This is a genomic window from Micromonospora sp. A200 (genome assembly GCF_029893845.1).
In the GTDB taxonomy this organism is placed as follows: Bacteria; Actinomycetota; Actinomycetes; order Mycobacteriales; family Micromonosporaceae; genus Micromonospora; species Micromonospora purpureochromogenes.
This window is the reverse complement of the sequence record NZ_JARXXY010000015.1, coordinates 48,200-62,272: the sequence shown is the minus strand read 5'-3', so window position 1 is coordinate 62,272 and position 14,073 is coordinate 48,200. Positions and strand designations below refer to the sequence as shown.

The 14,073-nt window shown below is 72.4% G+C and carries 14 protein-coding genes and 1 pseudogene; 11 read left to right on the top strand and 4 right to left on the bottom strand.

Translation table 11 applies throughout. The annotated features are described in order from the left end of the window. Positions 1–44 precede the first annotated feature (44 nt). On the bottom strand, positions 45–3,620 hold the full coding sequence (locus M2302_RS16415) for a S8 family serine peptidase (RefSeq protein ID WP_280838768.1): 3,576 nt from the start codon (positions 3,618–3,620) through the stop codon (positions 45–47). Between the two features lie 247 nt (positions 3,621–3,867). Here M2302_RS16415 and M2302_RS16410 point away from each other — a divergent pair. Next, positions 3,868–4,313: pseudogene (locus tag M2302_RS16410) on the top strand (amidohydrolase); the annotation flags it as partial. A gap of 216 nt (positions 4,314–4,529) precedes the next feature. On the opposite strand, the gene M2302_RS16405 reads toward M2302_RS16410, so the two are convergent. Both M2302_RS16405 and rpsD read right to left on the bottom strand, forming a co-directional pair. After that, entirely contained in the window at positions 4,530–4,691 is a 162-nt protein-coding gene (locus M2302_RS16405) for a hypothetical protein (RefSeq protein ID WP_280838767.1), read from the bottom strand. Then, positions 4,688–5,299, bottom strand: coding sequence for a 30S ribosomal protein S4 (rpsD, locus tag M2302_RS16400; RefSeq protein WP_280838766.1), 612 nt, complete (start codon positions 5,297–5,299; stop codon positions 4,688–4,690). The genes M2302_RS16405 and rpsD overlap by 4 nt, the downstream gene beginning before the upstream one ends. Before the next feature lie 151 nt (positions 5,300–5,450). Here rpsD and M2302_RS16395 point away from each other — a divergent pair, with 151 nt between their 5' ends. Beyond that, the gene (locus M2302_RS16395; RefSeq protein WP_280838765.1) at positions 5,451–6,530 is read left to right on the top strand and encodes an amidohydrolase family protein; all 1,080 of its coding nucleotides are present in this window, start codon (positions 5,451–5,453) and stop codon (positions 6,528–6,530) included. A gap of 141 nt (positions 6,531–6,671) precedes the next feature. Here M2302_RS16395 and M2302_RS16390 read toward each other — a convergent pair whose 3' ends face one another. Then, positions 6,672–7,268, bottom strand: coding sequence for a TetR family transcriptional regulator (locus M2302_RS16390; protein WP_280838764.1), 597 nt, complete (start codon positions 7,266–7,268; stop codon positions 6,672–6,674). 168 nt (positions 7,269–7,436) lie between these two features. Here M2302_RS16390 and proS point away from each other — a divergent pair, with 168 nt between their 5' ends. The 9 genes from proS to lepB (M2302_RS16345) all read left to right on the top strand — a co-directional run bounded on the left by proS (position 7,437) and on the right by lepB (M2302_RS16345) (position 14,050). After that, a complete protein-coding gene (gene proS / locus M2302_RS16385) occupies positions 7,437–8,843 on the top strand; it encodes a proline--tRNA ligase (RefSeq protein ID WP_280838763.1) in 1,407 nt (468 codons plus the stop codon). A 49-nt stretch (positions 8,844–8,892) separates the two neighbouring features. Further along, a complete protein-coding gene (locus tag M2302_RS16380) occupies positions 8,893–9,513 on the top strand; it encodes a DUF402 domain-containing protein (RefSeq protein WP_280838847.1) in 621 nt (206 codons plus the stop codon). 238 nt (positions 9,514–9,751) lie between these two features. After that, a complete protein-coding gene (rpsP, locus tag M2302_RS16375) occupies positions 9,752–10,252 on the top strand; it encodes a 30S ribosomal protein S16 (RefSeq protein WP_280838762.1) in 501 nt (166 codons plus the stop codon). Then, entirely contained in the window at positions 10,227–10,487 is a 261-nt protein-coding gene (locus M2302_RS16370; protein WP_172862164.1) for an RNA-binding protein, read from the top strand. The genes rpsP and M2302_RS16370 overlap by 26 nt, the downstream gene beginning before the upstream one ends. Before the next feature lie 2 nt (positions 10,488–10,489). Next, positions 10,490–11,044: a ribosome maturation factor RimM gene (rimM, locus tag M2302_RS16365; protein WP_238449763.1), complete on the top strand. Its 555-nt coding sequence runs from the start codon at positions 10,490–10,492 to the stop codon at positions 11,042–11,044. Between the two features lie 16 nt (positions 11,045–11,060). Then, positions 11,061–11,849, top strand: a complete 789-nt coding sequence (trmD, locus tag M2302_RS16360; RefSeq protein ID WP_280838761.1) for a tRNA (guanosine(37)-N1)-methyltransferase TrmD — start codon at positions 11,061–11,063, stop codon at positions 11,847–11,849. 143 nt (positions 11,850–11,992) lie between these two features. After that, a complete protein-coding gene (gene rplS, locus M2302_RS16355; protein ID WP_088991045.1) occupies positions 11,993–12,349 on the top strand; it encodes a 50S ribosomal protein L19 in 357 nt (118 codons plus the stop codon). A 190-nt stretch (positions 12,350–12,539) separates the two neighbouring features. Further along, on the top strand, positions 12,540–13,421 hold the full coding sequence (gene lepB / locus M2302_RS16350) for a signal peptidase I (RefSeq protein WP_280838760.1): 882 nt from the start codon (positions 12,540–12,542) through the stop codon (positions 13,419–13,421). Then, positions 13,418–14,050, top strand: a complete 633-nt coding sequence (gene lepB / locus M2302_RS16345) for a signal peptidase I (RefSeq protein ID WP_280838759.1) — start codon at positions 13,418–13,420, stop codon at positions 14,048–14,050. The genes lepB (M2302_RS16350) and lepB (M2302_RS16345) overlap by 4 nt, the downstream gene beginning before the upstream one ends. Positions 14,051–14,073 lie beyond the last annotated feature (23 nt).

The window sequence follows — 14,073 nt, the reverse complement described above, 5'->3', positions numbered from 1 at the left end:
TGGGGCCCGACCGGAGTACGGCCGGGCCCCACGCCACCGGTTGATCAGGACACCAGGTCCGGGCGGTTCGTCACCCGCAGCGCGTTCAGGATCGGCTGGCCGTAGCCCTTGTGCGTCACGAACCGCACGTTGAGCTGGCCGTCGGTCACCCGCACGGTGTACGACCTGGTGAGTGCGGCGAGACTGCCCACCTCACCGGCCACGTCGAGCGACGGCAGCACCTCCTGGCCTTCGAGCAGCACGTCGAAGACCCGCTTGTCGGGGGCCTGTCGGCGTACCTCGGCGAAGTCCAGCTCGACGGTGTAGACGCCGTCACCGAGCCCGTCGACGCGGTACTCGTACATCCCCTCCCGCAGATCGGCGAAGCGGGCCGGATCATTGGTCCCGGTGATCGGGCTGCTGGTCGACTGCCGGTTGGAGTTGCCCAGATACCCCGCGCCGCCGGCGGCCCACGGCTGGTCGGGCGACCACGTCTGGCCCTCCACGTCCGTCCGTCCCGCCTGCGCTCCCGCGTTGATCGCCAGGGCGTAGCTCGGCACCACCAGGGTGACCGGGATGACCAGGACGGGCTGGCGGCCGCTGGCCGAGGCGACCCGCACCTTGGCCCGGTGGTAGGTCCCCGGTGCCAGGCCGGCGGTGCTGACCGCCACGCCGACGGTGTGTCGGCCGCCGCTGGCCAGCGTGCCGCTGGCGCCGGAGAGGCTCAGCCAGCCGATGTCCTGCGGCACTCCGTCGGCGTTGAGCTCGGTGACCGTGAACTCGGTACCGAGCGTCCCGGTGTTGCTCAGGCCGATCTCCCGGGCCCGGGTCTGCGCCGCCGGGGCGACGACGGCCAGCTCGGTGACCGGGGTGCCGACCCGGGCGGTGCGCAGCGCCGCCGAGCGGACCTCCGCCCCGCCGGCCGCCACCGTGACCGCGGCATTGGCGCTCTCGTAATGCTCCTTCGCGACGCTGAGCTCGACTGCGCCGGCCGGGGCCTGGATCAGGTACGAGCCATCTGCCTCCGTGGTCTCCGTCGCGGTCGCCCCGCCCACCCGGGCGGTCACCGTCGCACCGACCACCGGTTGCCCGTCGTTGCCGTCGGTGACCACACCGGTCAGCACGCCGTTGCGGGTGGTGCGGAACGCGATCACGGTGCCGTCGGCGACCGCCGCGGTGTTGTACGAGTACTCGAACCCGACAGTGCCGTCGACGTTCTCCAGTCCGATCGTCGCGCCGGTGCCGGTTCCCGGGCCGGTGCCGGCGATGTCCCGGTACCGGTAGGTGATCGAGCCGTCCTCGCCGATGGCCGCGCTGAAGGTCAGTCGCGTCGAGCGGTCGCTGAAGAGGGAGACGTTGCGCCACTCCACCACGAAGGAGCGGTGCGGCTTGACCCCGGTGACGGCGGTGTAGATGCCCGAGTCGGCCTCCACGTAGAGGTCGTCCCAGAACGGGAAGAGCGCGAGGTCCGGGTTGGTGGTGTTCGGCAGGGCGGTGTTGGCGCGGCTGGTCGACGAGGTGCCGAAGCCGAGCACGCCGTTGGTGCTCACCCAGGCGTCCCGGTACGACCCGCCGTAGAGCGGCACCCGGAAGGGCAGCGTGACGGCGCTGGCCCGGTCGTCCCCGGTCAACGGCATCAGCTCCGTGCCGCCGACGAAGGAACCGCCGGCCCCGCCGCAGGCGTAACCGAAGGCGTCCACCCGGTCGGGCATGCCGACGTCCAGGACGGTGTCCGCGTTGACCGTCGCCGGCCGGGTCACCACGTCGGCGCAGCGGTAGGCGTGGGCGAAACGGACGTCGTACTGACCGTGCGGCACCCTCACCAGGTAGCGACCCTGCGCGTCCGCGGTCGCGGACAGCGGGGTGCCGAGGATGGTGACGCTCGCGCCGCCGGCCGGACCGGCCGAAGTGGTCACCGTGCCGCTGAGCGTGGCCGACGGGGCCTGCTCGACGGTGATGTCCGCCTCGACGGACTGGTTCTCGGTGACCGTCACCGACCTCGTCGCCGTCAGGTAGCCGAACTTGCTGACCGAGACGGTGTAGTCGCCGACCATCAACCGGTCGAACCCGTACGACCCGTCGGCGGCGGTGGTGGTGGTCCGGCCCATCGGGCCGGTGACCGTCACGCTGGCCCCGGCCAGCGCGTTCCCGCCCGAGGTGACCTGGCCGGCGAGCGCGCCGAGCGCGCCCCGGGGGGTGGCGTTGACCGCCGCGTACGCGTCGAGCCGACCCTCGCCGAAGACGTTGTTGTCGTCCACCGTCCCACCGCAGGTGAGGGCGTTGACGTCGATGGCGGTGTCGTCCAGGATGCGCCTGGTCTCGGTGATGTCACCCTGGATGGCCGGCGAGGCCGACCACATCAGCGCCACAGTCGCCGCGGTGTGCGGCGAGGCCATCGAGGTACCGCTGAAGGACGCGTAGCCGCCTGGCACGGACGAGCGGACGTTGGCGCCCGGCGCCGCGATGTTCGGCTTGATGTCGCCGTTCTCGCCGGAGCCCCGGCTGGAGAAGCTCGCGATCGCGTTGTTCACGTCGAACGCGCCGGAGCTGTAGCTGATGGTGTACGACCCGGGGCTGCCGGAGGTGTTGCAGCTCGGGCCGCTGTTGCCGTTGGAGAAGGCCGGGAAGATGCCGGCGGCCAGCCACGACGAGACGGTCTCGGTGTACCACGGGTCGTAGGCGCTGGAGCCCCAGGAGTTGTTCACGACGTCGGGGGCGAGGTCGGGGCGAGGGTTCGCGCCGGTGAGGTCGGTGGGCGCGACGATCCACTGGCCGGCGGCGAGCAGCGACGCCCGCGAGCAGCTGTTGGTCTCGCAGCCCTTGGCGGCGATCCACTTCGCCCCGGGGGCCACGCCGATCACGTTCGCGCCGTCCGCGCCGACCATCGTGCCCATCGTGTGCGTGCCGTGGTCGTTGTTGTCGCACGGTGCCGCGGTGGGGCAGACGTCGGCCGGGTCGAACCAGTTGTAGTTGTGGTTGGTCGATCCATCACCGTTGCGGCCCCGGTAGCTGGCCGCAACGGCCGGGTGGGTGGCGTCCACCCCGCTGTCGATGTTTGCCACCACGATGCCCTCACCGCGTACGCCCAGCTCGTTCCACACCCGGGGGGCGCCGATGCGGTCGATGTTCCACTCCACCGCGTCGGTGCTGGGGACGACCTCGCCGGGCAGTGGTTCGGGGAGGTGTACCGGGTCGTCCGCGAGGATCTCGGCGACGTCGGAGCGTACAGCGATGTCGCCGAGCAGGTCGGCGTCACCGGTCACCTTGATCGTGTTGGCCAGCCAGAAGGGGGTGAAGTCGGCGCCCCGCGAGGCGAGCATCGAGCGCAGGCCGGCCTGACTGCGGTTGGCGTGCTCGGTCTTGATCCGGTAGACGTGCGCGGCCTTGTCGGCCTTGTGGCGCAGTTTGGCCGCGCCGGAGAGGTTGGCCTTGCTTTCCAGGAAGACCCAGAAACTCGACTTGCCGTCCTTGGCCAGCCGGCTGGTGACCTTCTTGTCGACCTTCGCGGCCACCGCCTCGGCTTCGGCCTTTTCGGGGGTCTGATCGGGGCGGGCGGCGGCGGGTGGTGCGCCGGCGCCGATCGGGAGGAGGAGGCCGGCCGCCAGGCCGGCCGCTGCCGTACGCCATCGTCGTGATGCCACTGTCTCGACGCTCCTTTGTGAGGCGAAACTGTGCGAGCCCTGAGGTGCGGGCGCTTTCGCAGCATCCTGGCGACGAAGGATCTTTTCATCAAGGCATGCTTAAATAAATAAATCTGTCAATCAACTGTTCGTCTCTTAGCGTGCTCTTCCGGCTACCGTGCGGAATCGGGGCTGTTGGGGTGACCCGGACTCGGGAAGACGGGAAGATTGATCGCGGCACCACTTCTGACGTCGAGACGGAGGACGGATGCCCTGGCGGGTCCGCGGCGTGGCCGCCGGACGACGAGGTTCGGGATCTGTGGCCGGTCGGCGACCGGGTCACCTTCGAACCGGTGCCCCGACGCGGAGGCCGTCGTGGACGACGGGTTGGTGCTGCCCGGCCTGGTCGATGCGCGCTGCCACAGCGGCATCGCTCCCGGCGGCGCCCCGATCAGCTCGCACGACGAGGCCCGCGAGCTGGCCCGTACCGATCGGGACGCGGGGGTGCTCGCCATCCGGGACGCTGGCTGGCTGTTCCCGTACCCGGAACTCGACGACGAGCCGGATCTGCCGCGACTGGCCCGTGCCGGGCGGCAGGTCGCCCCGCCGCAGGTCTACCTGCGCGACATCGGCGTGGAGGTCGGCGCGGCGGAGGTGGCCGCGACGGTGATGGCGCAGGCCGCCGCCGGCAACGGCTGGGTGGAGGTGGTCGGCGGCTTGCGCCTGCTCAACCGCTCTGCCGACGCGCAGAAGATGATGAAGCAGACGGGGGCGTTACTGGAGCCTGCCCGGGTGGTGGCCGGCGCAAGGCGAGCACGTCGCCGAAGAACAAGCGTGAGGGCACGAAGGGTGGGGGCCGGCCTCCGTCGCCGGCACCCGGGGTCCGTCGGGTCGGCCGGGCGGCGGCCGCTACCGCCACCCGGCCCCGGGTCACCGGCCCCGCGACCGCTTCGGTGGACGCTGACCCAGCAGGCTCTCCCGCCGCGCCTCCTTGTGCTCGACGCGGCGCCGCTGCCGCGGCGTCAGGTGCGGCCGGCCACTCTGCCGCAGGTAGTTGGGCACCCGTCGGTCGTTCGGAATCGGCATGCTCATCGCGCGACCTCCTCGTCGGGGTGGACGGCGAGGGGGATGTCCCGCAGCGCGGGCACCTCCTGCCGTTGCGGCTCCCGGGTCAGGGTCGCGGTGAGCCGCTCCGAGCTGACGTCCAGGTACGGCGGCGCGTCGCCCCCGGCGTGCTCCGCCACGGCGATGGCGACCGGCGCGCGGCACTGCCGGTCCGGGCGCACCTGGATGGTCTGCCCCGGCTGGACCAGGTACGAGGACCGGTTGACCTTGCCACCGTCGACGGTGAAGGTGTTGTGGGCGACGAGATCCCGCGCCGCGTCGACCGAGGGCGCGAAACCGGCCCGGTGCACCAGCGCGTCGATCCGCTGTTCCAACTGCCCGACCAGATTCTCCGTCGCGTCGCCCGGCTGCCGGCCGGCCGTCACCACCGCGCGGGCCAACTGCCGCATGCGCAGCTCGTACGCCGCCCGGACCTGCCGCTGGTCGGCGTCGCTCAGGTGGAACCCGCGCGGGGCGCGCCGCGGCCCGCCGCGGACGCCGATCGGGTGCCGCTGGCGGCGCAAGAAGTAGCCGTACGCCGGGTGCAGCGGGACCTCGTCCGTGGGCGAGGGACGTACCGTCGTCCGGACAGCCATCTTTCCTCCCTGACCTCTCGGGGTCCGACCACCGTCCACCAGCACCGGGTGAGGCCGCCCCACCCCATCCGGGTGAGCCTGCCGGGGTGACCGCCGGGGCGGCTCCGGCCCGGCGCGGCACGGCGGGAGGTGATCGGGTAGGACTGTGCACATGGCTCTGCATGTGCGCGGTGTGCTCCTGCCGGACGACGAGGTCCGGGATCTCTGGCTGGTCGGCGACCGGGTCACCTTCGAACCGGTGCCCGGCGCCGAGACCGTGGTGGACGGCGGGTACGTGCTGCCCGGACTGGTCGACGCGCACTGCCACATCGGCATCGCCCGGGGCGGTTCCCCGATCACCTCGCTCGACCAGGCCCGCGAGCTGGCCCGGATCGACCGGGACGCCGGGGTGCTCGCCATCCGGGACGCCGGCTCGCCGTTCCCGTACCCGGAACTCGACGACGAGCCGGACCTGCCGCGCCTGGCCCGCGCCGGGCGGCACGTCGCCCCGCCGAAGCGCTACCTGCGCGACATCGGCGTGGAGGTCGGCGCGGCGGAGGTGGCCGCGACGGTGGCGGCCCAGGCCGCCGCCGGCAACGGCTGGGTCAAGCTGGTCGGCGACTGGATCGACCGCGGCGTCGGCGACCTGGCGCCCTCCTGGGACGCCGACACGATGACCGCGGCCGTCGCGGCCGCGCACGCCGCCGGGGCCCGGGCCGCCGTGCACACCTTCTCCGAGGCGGCGGTGGAGATCATGGTGCGCGCCGGGGTGGACTCGGTGGAGCACGGCACCGGCCTGAGCCTCGACCTGGTCGACCTGATGGCCCGGCAGGGCACCGCGCTGATCCCCACGATGATCAACATTCGGACCTTCGGCGGCATCGCCGACCAGGCCCGGGCCAGGTTCCCCGGGTACGCCGACCACATGCTCACCCTGCGCGACCGCTTCCCGGAGGTGGTCCGGGCCGCGTACGAGGCCGGCGTGCCGATCTACGTCGGCACCGACGCGGGCGGCGGCATCGACCACGGGCTGGCCGCCGAGGAGATGCTGCTCCTGCACGAGCAGGCCGGCATGTCCGCCACGGACGTCCTCGCCGCCGCCTCCTGGGGCGCCCGCGCCTGGCTCGGCTTCCCCGGCCTGGTCGAGGGCGGCCTCGCCGACCTCACCGTCTACCCCGAGGACCCCCGCCGCGACCTGCGCGTAATCCGCACCCCCTCCCGCACCATCCTCCGCGGCCACCCCCTCCCCTGACCCCGCCCCGCCCCGAGCGCCCCCAACCCGCCCCGGCGTGCACTTTCACGGAAAGCGTGGCTATTCCGGGCCGCTTGGCCACTCATTCCGTGAAAGTGCACGCCGATCTTGGGGTGGGGTGGGGGAGGGCGGGACCCCGGGTCAGGGGGTTGCCGCGGTGAGGAAGAGGTGGAGGGCGAGGTCGGCCAGGGAGGAGGCGGTCTGGTCGATGGGGGCGCGGGGCAGGACGATGTGGCTGACCACGAGGCGGACGACGGTGTCGGCCGCGAAGGCCAGGGCCGCCGGATCGGCGGCGGGCAGGTGGTCGCCCGCCCAGTCCAGCAGGGCGCCGGAGGCCTCGGTGAGCACCAGTTCGGCGCGGGTGGTCAGGTACGGCAGCAGCGCGTCCGAGCCGCCCCGCGCGCTGGTCAGGATCGCCTTGATCAGCGGGTTGCCGGCCGCCTCGGTCAGCGTGTGCCAGATGGCCGCGTACGCGCCGGCCCGCACGTCGGCGCCGTGCTCGCGCAGGGCCGCGCGGACGTCGGCGACGAACCGGTCCACCTCGCGCCGGGCGAGTGCCTCGGCCAGCCCCGCCTTGCTGCCGAACTCGTTGTAGACGGTCTGCCGGCTGACCCCGGCCGCGGCCGCCACCCCACCCATCCGTACCCCGTCCCAGCCGGACGCGACGGTCTGCGCGCGAGCGGCGTCGACGATCGTGTCGCGCAGCCGCTGCCGGGCGGAATCCCTCAGCTCAACCATGGTGGTCGAAGTCTACGATCGCCCGCTCGGCCCGACGTCCGCCCGGCGGGCCCCGCGCCCGCACCACCGGTCCCAGGCCCATGGCCGCCGGGCCGCGCGGCGACGCGGACGCGGCGCGCCGCCTCCCGGGCGCAGCGGCGGGGCGGACGCCGCCTAGGATGTGCGGTCATGGCACGCGTGCTCACTCCCCGTGCGGAGGACTTTCCCCGCTGGTACCAGGACCTGATCGCCAAGGCGAAGCTGGCCGACAACGGCCCGGTCCGCGGCACCATGGTCATCCGACCGGCCGGCTACGCCATCTGGGAGCGGATGCAGGCCGAGATGGACGCCCGGATCAAGGCGGCCGGCGCGGAGAACGCGTACTTCCCGCTCTTCATCCCGGAGAGCTACCTGAAGCGCGAGGCCGAGCACGTCGAGGGCTTCTCGCCGGAGCTCGCCGTCGTCACCCACGGTGGCGGCAAGCAGCTCGCCGAGCCGGTGGTGGTACGCCCCACCAGCGAGACGGTGATCGGCGAATTCATGGCCAAGTGGATCGACTCGTACCGGGACCTGCCGCTGCTGCTCAACCAGTGGGCCAACGTGGTCCGCTGGGAGCTGCGCCCGCGGATCTTCCTGCGGACCAGCGAGTTCCTCTGGCAGGAGGGGCACACCGCGCACGCCACCCGCGAGGATGCCCGCGCCTACGCGCGGCGGATCCTGCACGAGGCGTACGAGGACCTGATGGTCAATGTGCTCGGCATCCCGGTGGTGGTCGGTCTGAAGACCGCCCGGGAGCGCTTCGCCGGCGCGACCGCCACGTACACCTGCGAAGGCATGATGGGCGACGGCAAGGCCCTGCAGCTCGGCACCAGCCACGAGCTGGGGCAGAACTTCGCCAAGGCCTTCGACATCAGCTACTCCTCCGCCGAGGGCGGCCGGGAGCACGCCTGGACGACCTCCTGGGGCACCTCGACCCGGATGCTCGGCGGCCTGATCATGGCCCACGGCGACGACAACGGCCTGCGGGTGCCGCCGAAGCTGGCGCCGGTTCAGGCGTACGTGATGATCGTCAAGGACGGCGAGGGCGTCGCCGAGGCGGCGGCCAAGCTCCGTGACGGCCTGCGGGACGCCGGCGTCCGGGTCGCGCTGGACGACCGCACCGACACCGCGTTCGGCCGCCGGGCCGTCGACGCCGAGCTGCGCGGCTATCCGGTACGCGTCGAGGTCGGCCCCCGCGACCTGGCGGCCGGCAACGCGGTCGTGGTCCGGCGTACGGACGGCTCGAAGGCCCCCACCCCGGTGGCGGACGTGGTCGGCGCGGTGCTGGCCGCCCTGGAGGCCGACCAGCGGGTGCTGCACGACCAGGCCCTCGCGCACCGCGAGTCCCGCACCGTCGAGGTGTCGACGCTGGCCGAGGCGATCGAGGCGGCGGCCACCGGCTGGGCCAAGGTGCCGTGGTCGGCGGTCGGCGTGGCGGGTGAGGCCGAGGCGAACGGTCAGGGCGTCACCGTGCGCTGCCTGCTCCGCGCCGACGGCTCGGTGCCCGACTCGGAGGACGAGTCGGACCTCATCGCCATCCTCGCCCGCGCCTACTGAGGTGCGCCCCGACGGTCCCGCCGACCGGTTCGCGCCGGGTCGTCTGATCATGCACCGCAACGTGCGGCACGGCCGGATCGGCTGGGTCCGGCCGGGCCGGGTGGTCAGCGACGACGAGCGCGGACTGCTGATCTGGATCGCCCGGGACACCCCGGTCGCCCACGAGGTCACCGAGGCCGGCCTGGGGATGCGGGCGATGCCCTTCGCCGAGTGGATCTCCTCGTCGTACCGGCTGGCGCGCGGCCGGTGGAGCGGCCCGCCGCTGCTGAAGTTCCTGCCCACCGGGGCGGCCCACTCGGTCTGGTGGTTCTCCGACGCGCGGGGCCGGTTCGCCAACTGGTACGTCAACCTGGAGGAGCCGGGCGTCCGCTGGGACGACGGCCAGGTCGCCGGGGTCGATGTGGTGGACCAGGACCTCGACGTGGTGGTGTACCCGGACCACAGCTGGCGGTGGAAGGACGAGGAGGAGTTCGCCGAGCGGCTCGCCTTCGGCGACAACTACTGGGTGGCCGACGAGGCGGCGGTACGGGCCGAGGGGGAGCGGGTGATCGCCCGGGCCGAGGCGGGGGAGTTCCCGTTCGACGGCACCTGGTGCGACTTCGTCCCGCCGCCGGACTGGGACGTACCCGACGAACTGCCGCCCGGCTGGGACCGTCCGCCGGTCCGCTGACCGTGTTCCGCGTCACCGCCACGCCGCGTCGGGTGACATGTCCGGGTCCGGTGTGAGAGATCGGCGCCGGATCTGGCAGAATGGGTCGCTGGTATCCGGCGCACGTCCGGCGCCCTCTAACCCGGGCGTGTCGCCAGTCCACCGAGCTGTCTCCGGCCCAACCCCACTGTGCCGGTCGGCGCTCACCCGTGCACCGCCCGTACCGGGCCGGTGAGATCGCAACAGGAGCGAAACAACTGTGGCCGTAAAGATCCGGCTCCTGCGGATGGGCAAGATCCGCAACCCGCAGTACCGCATCGTCATCGCCGACTCGCGCACCAAGCGCGACGGTCGCGCGATCGAGTTCGTCGGCGTGTACCAGCCGAAGGAAGACCCTTCGGTGATCGAGGTCAAGTCGGACCGGGTCCAGTACTGGCTCTCCGTCGGCGCGCAGCCGAGCGAGGCGGTGCAGCGTCTGCTGGAGCTGACCGGTGACTGGCAGAAGTTCAAGGGCCTGCCGGCCCCGCCGCCGCTGAAGGTCGCCCCCGAGCGTGCCGACCGCAAGGCGGCGTACGAGGCCGAGGCGAAGGCCGCCGCCGGCCTGGCTCCGGAGACCCCGGCCAAGCCGGCCAAGAAGGCCGCCAAGGCCGAGGCTCCGAAGACCGAGGCGCCGAAGGCCGAGGCTCCGGCCGAGGCCCCGAAGACCGAGGCTCCGGCCGAGGCCCCGGCCGCTGCTGCCGACGCCGGTGAGCAGGCCTGACATGCCGCTGCGTCCCGCGCTGGAGCACCTGGTCAAGGGCATCGTGGACCACCCGGACGACGTGCGCGTCCGGATGGTCGACTCCCGTCGGGGCAAGCGGCTCGAGGTCCGCGTGCACCCCGAGGACCTCGGCACCGTGATCGGGCGGTCCGGCCGGACCGCCAAGGCACTGCGCCAGGTGATCGGCTCCATCGGTGGACGCGGAGTACGCGTCGACATCGTCGACTCGTACTGATGCTGCTCATCGTCGGCAGGATCGGCAAACCGCACGGCATCCGCGGTGAGGTCACCGTGGAGGTGCGGACTGACGAGCCCGAAGCGCGTTTCGCCCCCGGCACGGTTCTTCGGACCGAGCCGGGGGCGACCGCCCCGGCCAACCCCGCCCCCGGCCCCGGGGTGCCCTTCACGGTCCCGGCCGAGCTGACCATCGAGGCGGCCCGCTGGCACCAGGGCCGGATGCTGGTCGCCTTCGAGGGCATTCTCGACCGCGAGGTCGCCGAGGCGCTGCGCGGCACCCTGCTCGGCGTGGACAGCGCCGACGTCGCGCCGCCGGAGGACCCCGAGGAGTTCCACGACCACCAGCTGGTCGGTCTCGCCGTGGTCACCCCGGCCGGCGAGCACCTGGGCGAGGTGGCCCGGATCGACCACGCCCCCGCCTCCGACCTGCTGGTCCTGCGTCGCCCCGAGGGGCGTACCGCGCTGATCCCCTTCGTCCAGGCGATCGTCCCCGAGGTCGATCTCGCCGGCGGTCGCGTCGTGGTCGACCCGCCGGCCGGTCTGCTCGACCTCTGAGACCGGAGCCACCCCCATGCGCGTCGACGTCGTGTCGATCTTCCCGGAGTACTTCGCCCCGCTGGACCTGTCGCTGATCGGCCGGGCCCGGGAGAACGGGACGCTGCGGCTGGCCGTACACGATCTGCGGAGCTGGACCCACGACGTGCACCGCACGGTCGACGACACGCCCTACGGCGGCGGCCCGGGCATGGTCATGCGGCCGGAGCCCTGGGGCGAGGCGCTCGACGCCCTCGCCCCCGACGAGCTCAGCCCCGACGGGCACACCCTGCCCCGGCTGCTGGTGCCGTCGCCGGCCGGCGTCCGGTTCACCCAGGCCATGGCCCACGAACTGGCCGCCGAGTCGCACCTGCTCTTCGCCTGCGGCCGGTACGAGGGCATCGACCAGCGGGTGCTGGAGCACGCCGCCACCCGGATGCGGGTCACCGAGGTCTCCCTCGGCGACTACGTGCTCTTCGGCGGCGAGGCGGCGGTGCTGGTGATCCTGGAGGCGGTCACCCGACTGCTGCCCGGGGTGCTCGGCAACGCCGGCTCGCTGGACGAGGAGTCGCACGCGCACGGGCTGCTGGAGGCCCCGATGTACACCAAGCCGGCGACCTGGCGTGGGCACGAGGTGCCGGAGGTGCTCCGCTCCGGCGACCACGGGCGGATCGCCCGGTGGCGGCGCGACGAGGCGCTGGCCCGTACCGCCGCCCGGCGGCCCGACATGATCGCCGCGCTGCCCTCGGAGAGCCTGGACAAACGGGACGTCGCCGCGTTGGACCGGGCCGGATTTCAGCTGCCGCCGGGGGATGTGGCAAAGTAGGGGGGTTGCCGCATCCACCCGCGCCCGCGGGCGGTTGCGAGGATCCTCGACCGGGGTCGGCCCGCCGACCACCACCCGGGGATCAGAATCACCCATCCGCGCACCGAGTCACGGTGCGCCGTGAGCCTCACGAGGACGCAGCGATGAACATCCTGGACGCCCTTGACGCCCAGTCGAAGCGGACCGACCTCCCCGACTTCCGTGCCGGTGACACCGTCAAGGTGCACGCGCGGGTCGTCGAGGGCAACCGGTCCCGTGTCCAGATCTTCCAGGGCGTCGTCATCCGCCGCCAGGGTGACGGTCTGCGCGAGACCTTCTCGGTCCGCAAGGTCAGCTTCGGGGTCGGCGTGGAGCGGACGTACCCGCTCAACGGCCCGGGCATCGACCGGATCGAGGTCGTGACCCGCGGTGCCGTGCGTCGCGCCAAGCTCTACTACCTGCGCGAGCTGCGCGGCAAGAAGGCCAAGATCAAGGAGAAGCGGGAGAAGCAGCCCAGCTGACTTCCCGCTCGCCACGCCGCCTGAGCTGCGCGGGTGTCGTATCGACCAGATCGCATTACCCTGGTCGTACGGGCGCAGCGGGGCAGCGACGCCGCGACGCTGGTCACGGCGTGCGAATGTCCACTACCGCCCGTGGGGCCTCGACGAGGCCCCCGGGCGGTAGTGTCGTTTCTGCGGACCGGGGAGTGGCGTGGTGCAGGTGCTTGACGAGGACGGCACAGTCGATCCGTGGCGCCGGCGGACCCGGCGCACCCGTCGACAGATGCCGCTCTGGCAGGAACTCCCGCTGCTGCTGGTCGTCGCCTTCTGTCTGGCCGTGCTGATCCGCACCTTCCTGCTCCAGGCCTTCTTCATCCCCTCCGGCTCGATGGAGGACACCCTCCTCATCGGCGACCGGGTGCTGGTCAACAAGGTCGTCTACGACGTGCGCGACCCGGTGCGCGGCGAGGTCGTGGTCTTCCGGGGCACCGACCGGTGGGTCCCGCAGGAGGTCCAGGAGCCCGAGCCCGGCTTCGCCGACAAGGTCGGGCGGACGTTCGGCGACCTGGTCGGGGTCAGCCGCCCGGGCGAGAAGGACTTCATCAAGCGGGTCATCGGCGTACCCGGCGACCGGGTGAAGTGCTGTGACGACCAGGGGCGCGTGCTGGTCAACGGCACCCCCCTGGACGAGCCGTACGTGATCCGCAACTCGCCGCTGGACGTGCCGCCCAACGCCCGCGAGTGCCGGTCCCGGCGCTTCGAGGAAGTGGTCGTGCCGCCCGGCCAGATCTTCGTGATGGGCGACCACCGACTGGTCTCGCAGGACGCCCGCTGCCAGGGCCCGGTGCCGATCGACAACGTGGTCGGCCGGGCGTTCATGGTGGTCTGGCCGTCCCAGCGGTGGACCTCGTTGTCGGTGCCGGAGACCTTCGACGGGCTCGCCCGGCCGGCCGCCGCCCCGGCCGCCCCGCCACCGGCCGAACCGACCCCGGTGGGCGGTGTCGCTCTCGTCCTCCCGGCGGTGACCCTGATGTCCGTTGTCGCGCGTTCCGGACGATCGGCCCGCGCCCGGGGACGTAGGCTCCACCCGTGATTGACGAGCAGACCGACAAGCCCCGCAGTTCCTTCTGGAAGGAACTGCCCATCCTCCTGGGCGTGGCGATCCTGGTGGCGGTGCTGGTCCGCTACTTCGTGTTGCAGACCTTCTTCATCCCGTCCCCGTCGATGGAGAACACCCTTCAGATCGACGATCGGGTGCTGGTCAACAAGTTGGTCTACGACTTCCGGTCACCGCACCGCGGCGAGGTCGTCGTCTTCAAGGCGCCGACCGAGTGGAGCGGCAACCCCGACGGCGAGGACTTCATCAAGCGGGTGATCGGCGTCGGCGGCGATCACGTGGTCTGCTGCGACGACGACAAGCTGGTGATCAACGGCAAGCCGCTCTACGAGCCGTACATCTTCTCGGCCAACGGCGAGCGGGACAAGCCGGCCGATCAGGAGTTCGACATCACCGTGCCGGCGGGGCGGCTCTGGGTGATGGGCGACCACCGCTCCGCCTCCGGCGACTCCCTGGAGCACTGGCAGCAGTCCGGTCGGAACATCGACAGCGCCACCATCCGCGAGGACCAGGTGGTCGGGCGGGCCTTCACCGTGTTCTGGCCGGTGGACCGGGCCACCTGGCTCACCGTACCCGAGCAGTTCGACGCCATCCCCAACCCGTAGCGGACCCGCGGCCGGCCCCCGGG

Excerpts from the sequence above, each read along its gene's own strand:
- M2302_RS16405 (WP_280838767.1), bottom strand. The coding sequence starts at position 4,691 with ATGAGCATGCCGATTCCGAACGACCGACGGGTGCCCAACTACCTGCGG.
- rpsD (WP_280838766.1), bottom strand. The coding sequence starts at position 5,299 with ATGGCTGTCCGGACGACGGTACGTCCCTCGCCCACGGACGAGGTCCCG.
- M2302_RS16395 (WP_280838765.1), top strand. The coding sequence starts at position 5,451 with ATGGCTCTGCATGTGCGCGGTGTGCTCCTGCCGGACGACGAGGTCCGG.
- M2302_RS16390 (WP_280838764.1), bottom strand. The coding sequence starts at position 7,268 with ATGGTTGAGCTGAGGGATTCCGCCCGGCAGCGGCTGCGCGACACGATC.
- proS (WP_280838763.1), top strand. The coding sequence starts at position 7,437 with ATGGCACGCGTGCTCACTCCCCGTGCGGAGGACTTTCCCCGCTGGTAC.
- M2302_RS16380 (WP_280838847.1), top strand. The coding sequence starts at position 8,893 with ATGCACCGCAACGTGCGGCACGGCCGGATCGGCTGGGTCCGGCCGGGC.
- trmD (WP_280838761.1), top strand. The coding sequence starts at position 11,061 with ATGCGCGTCGACGTCGTGTCGATCTTCCCGGAGTACTTCGCCCCGCTG.
- rplS (WP_088991045.1), top strand. The coding sequence starts at position 11,993 with ATGAACATCCTGGACGCCCTTGACGCCCAGTCGAAGCGGACCGACCTC.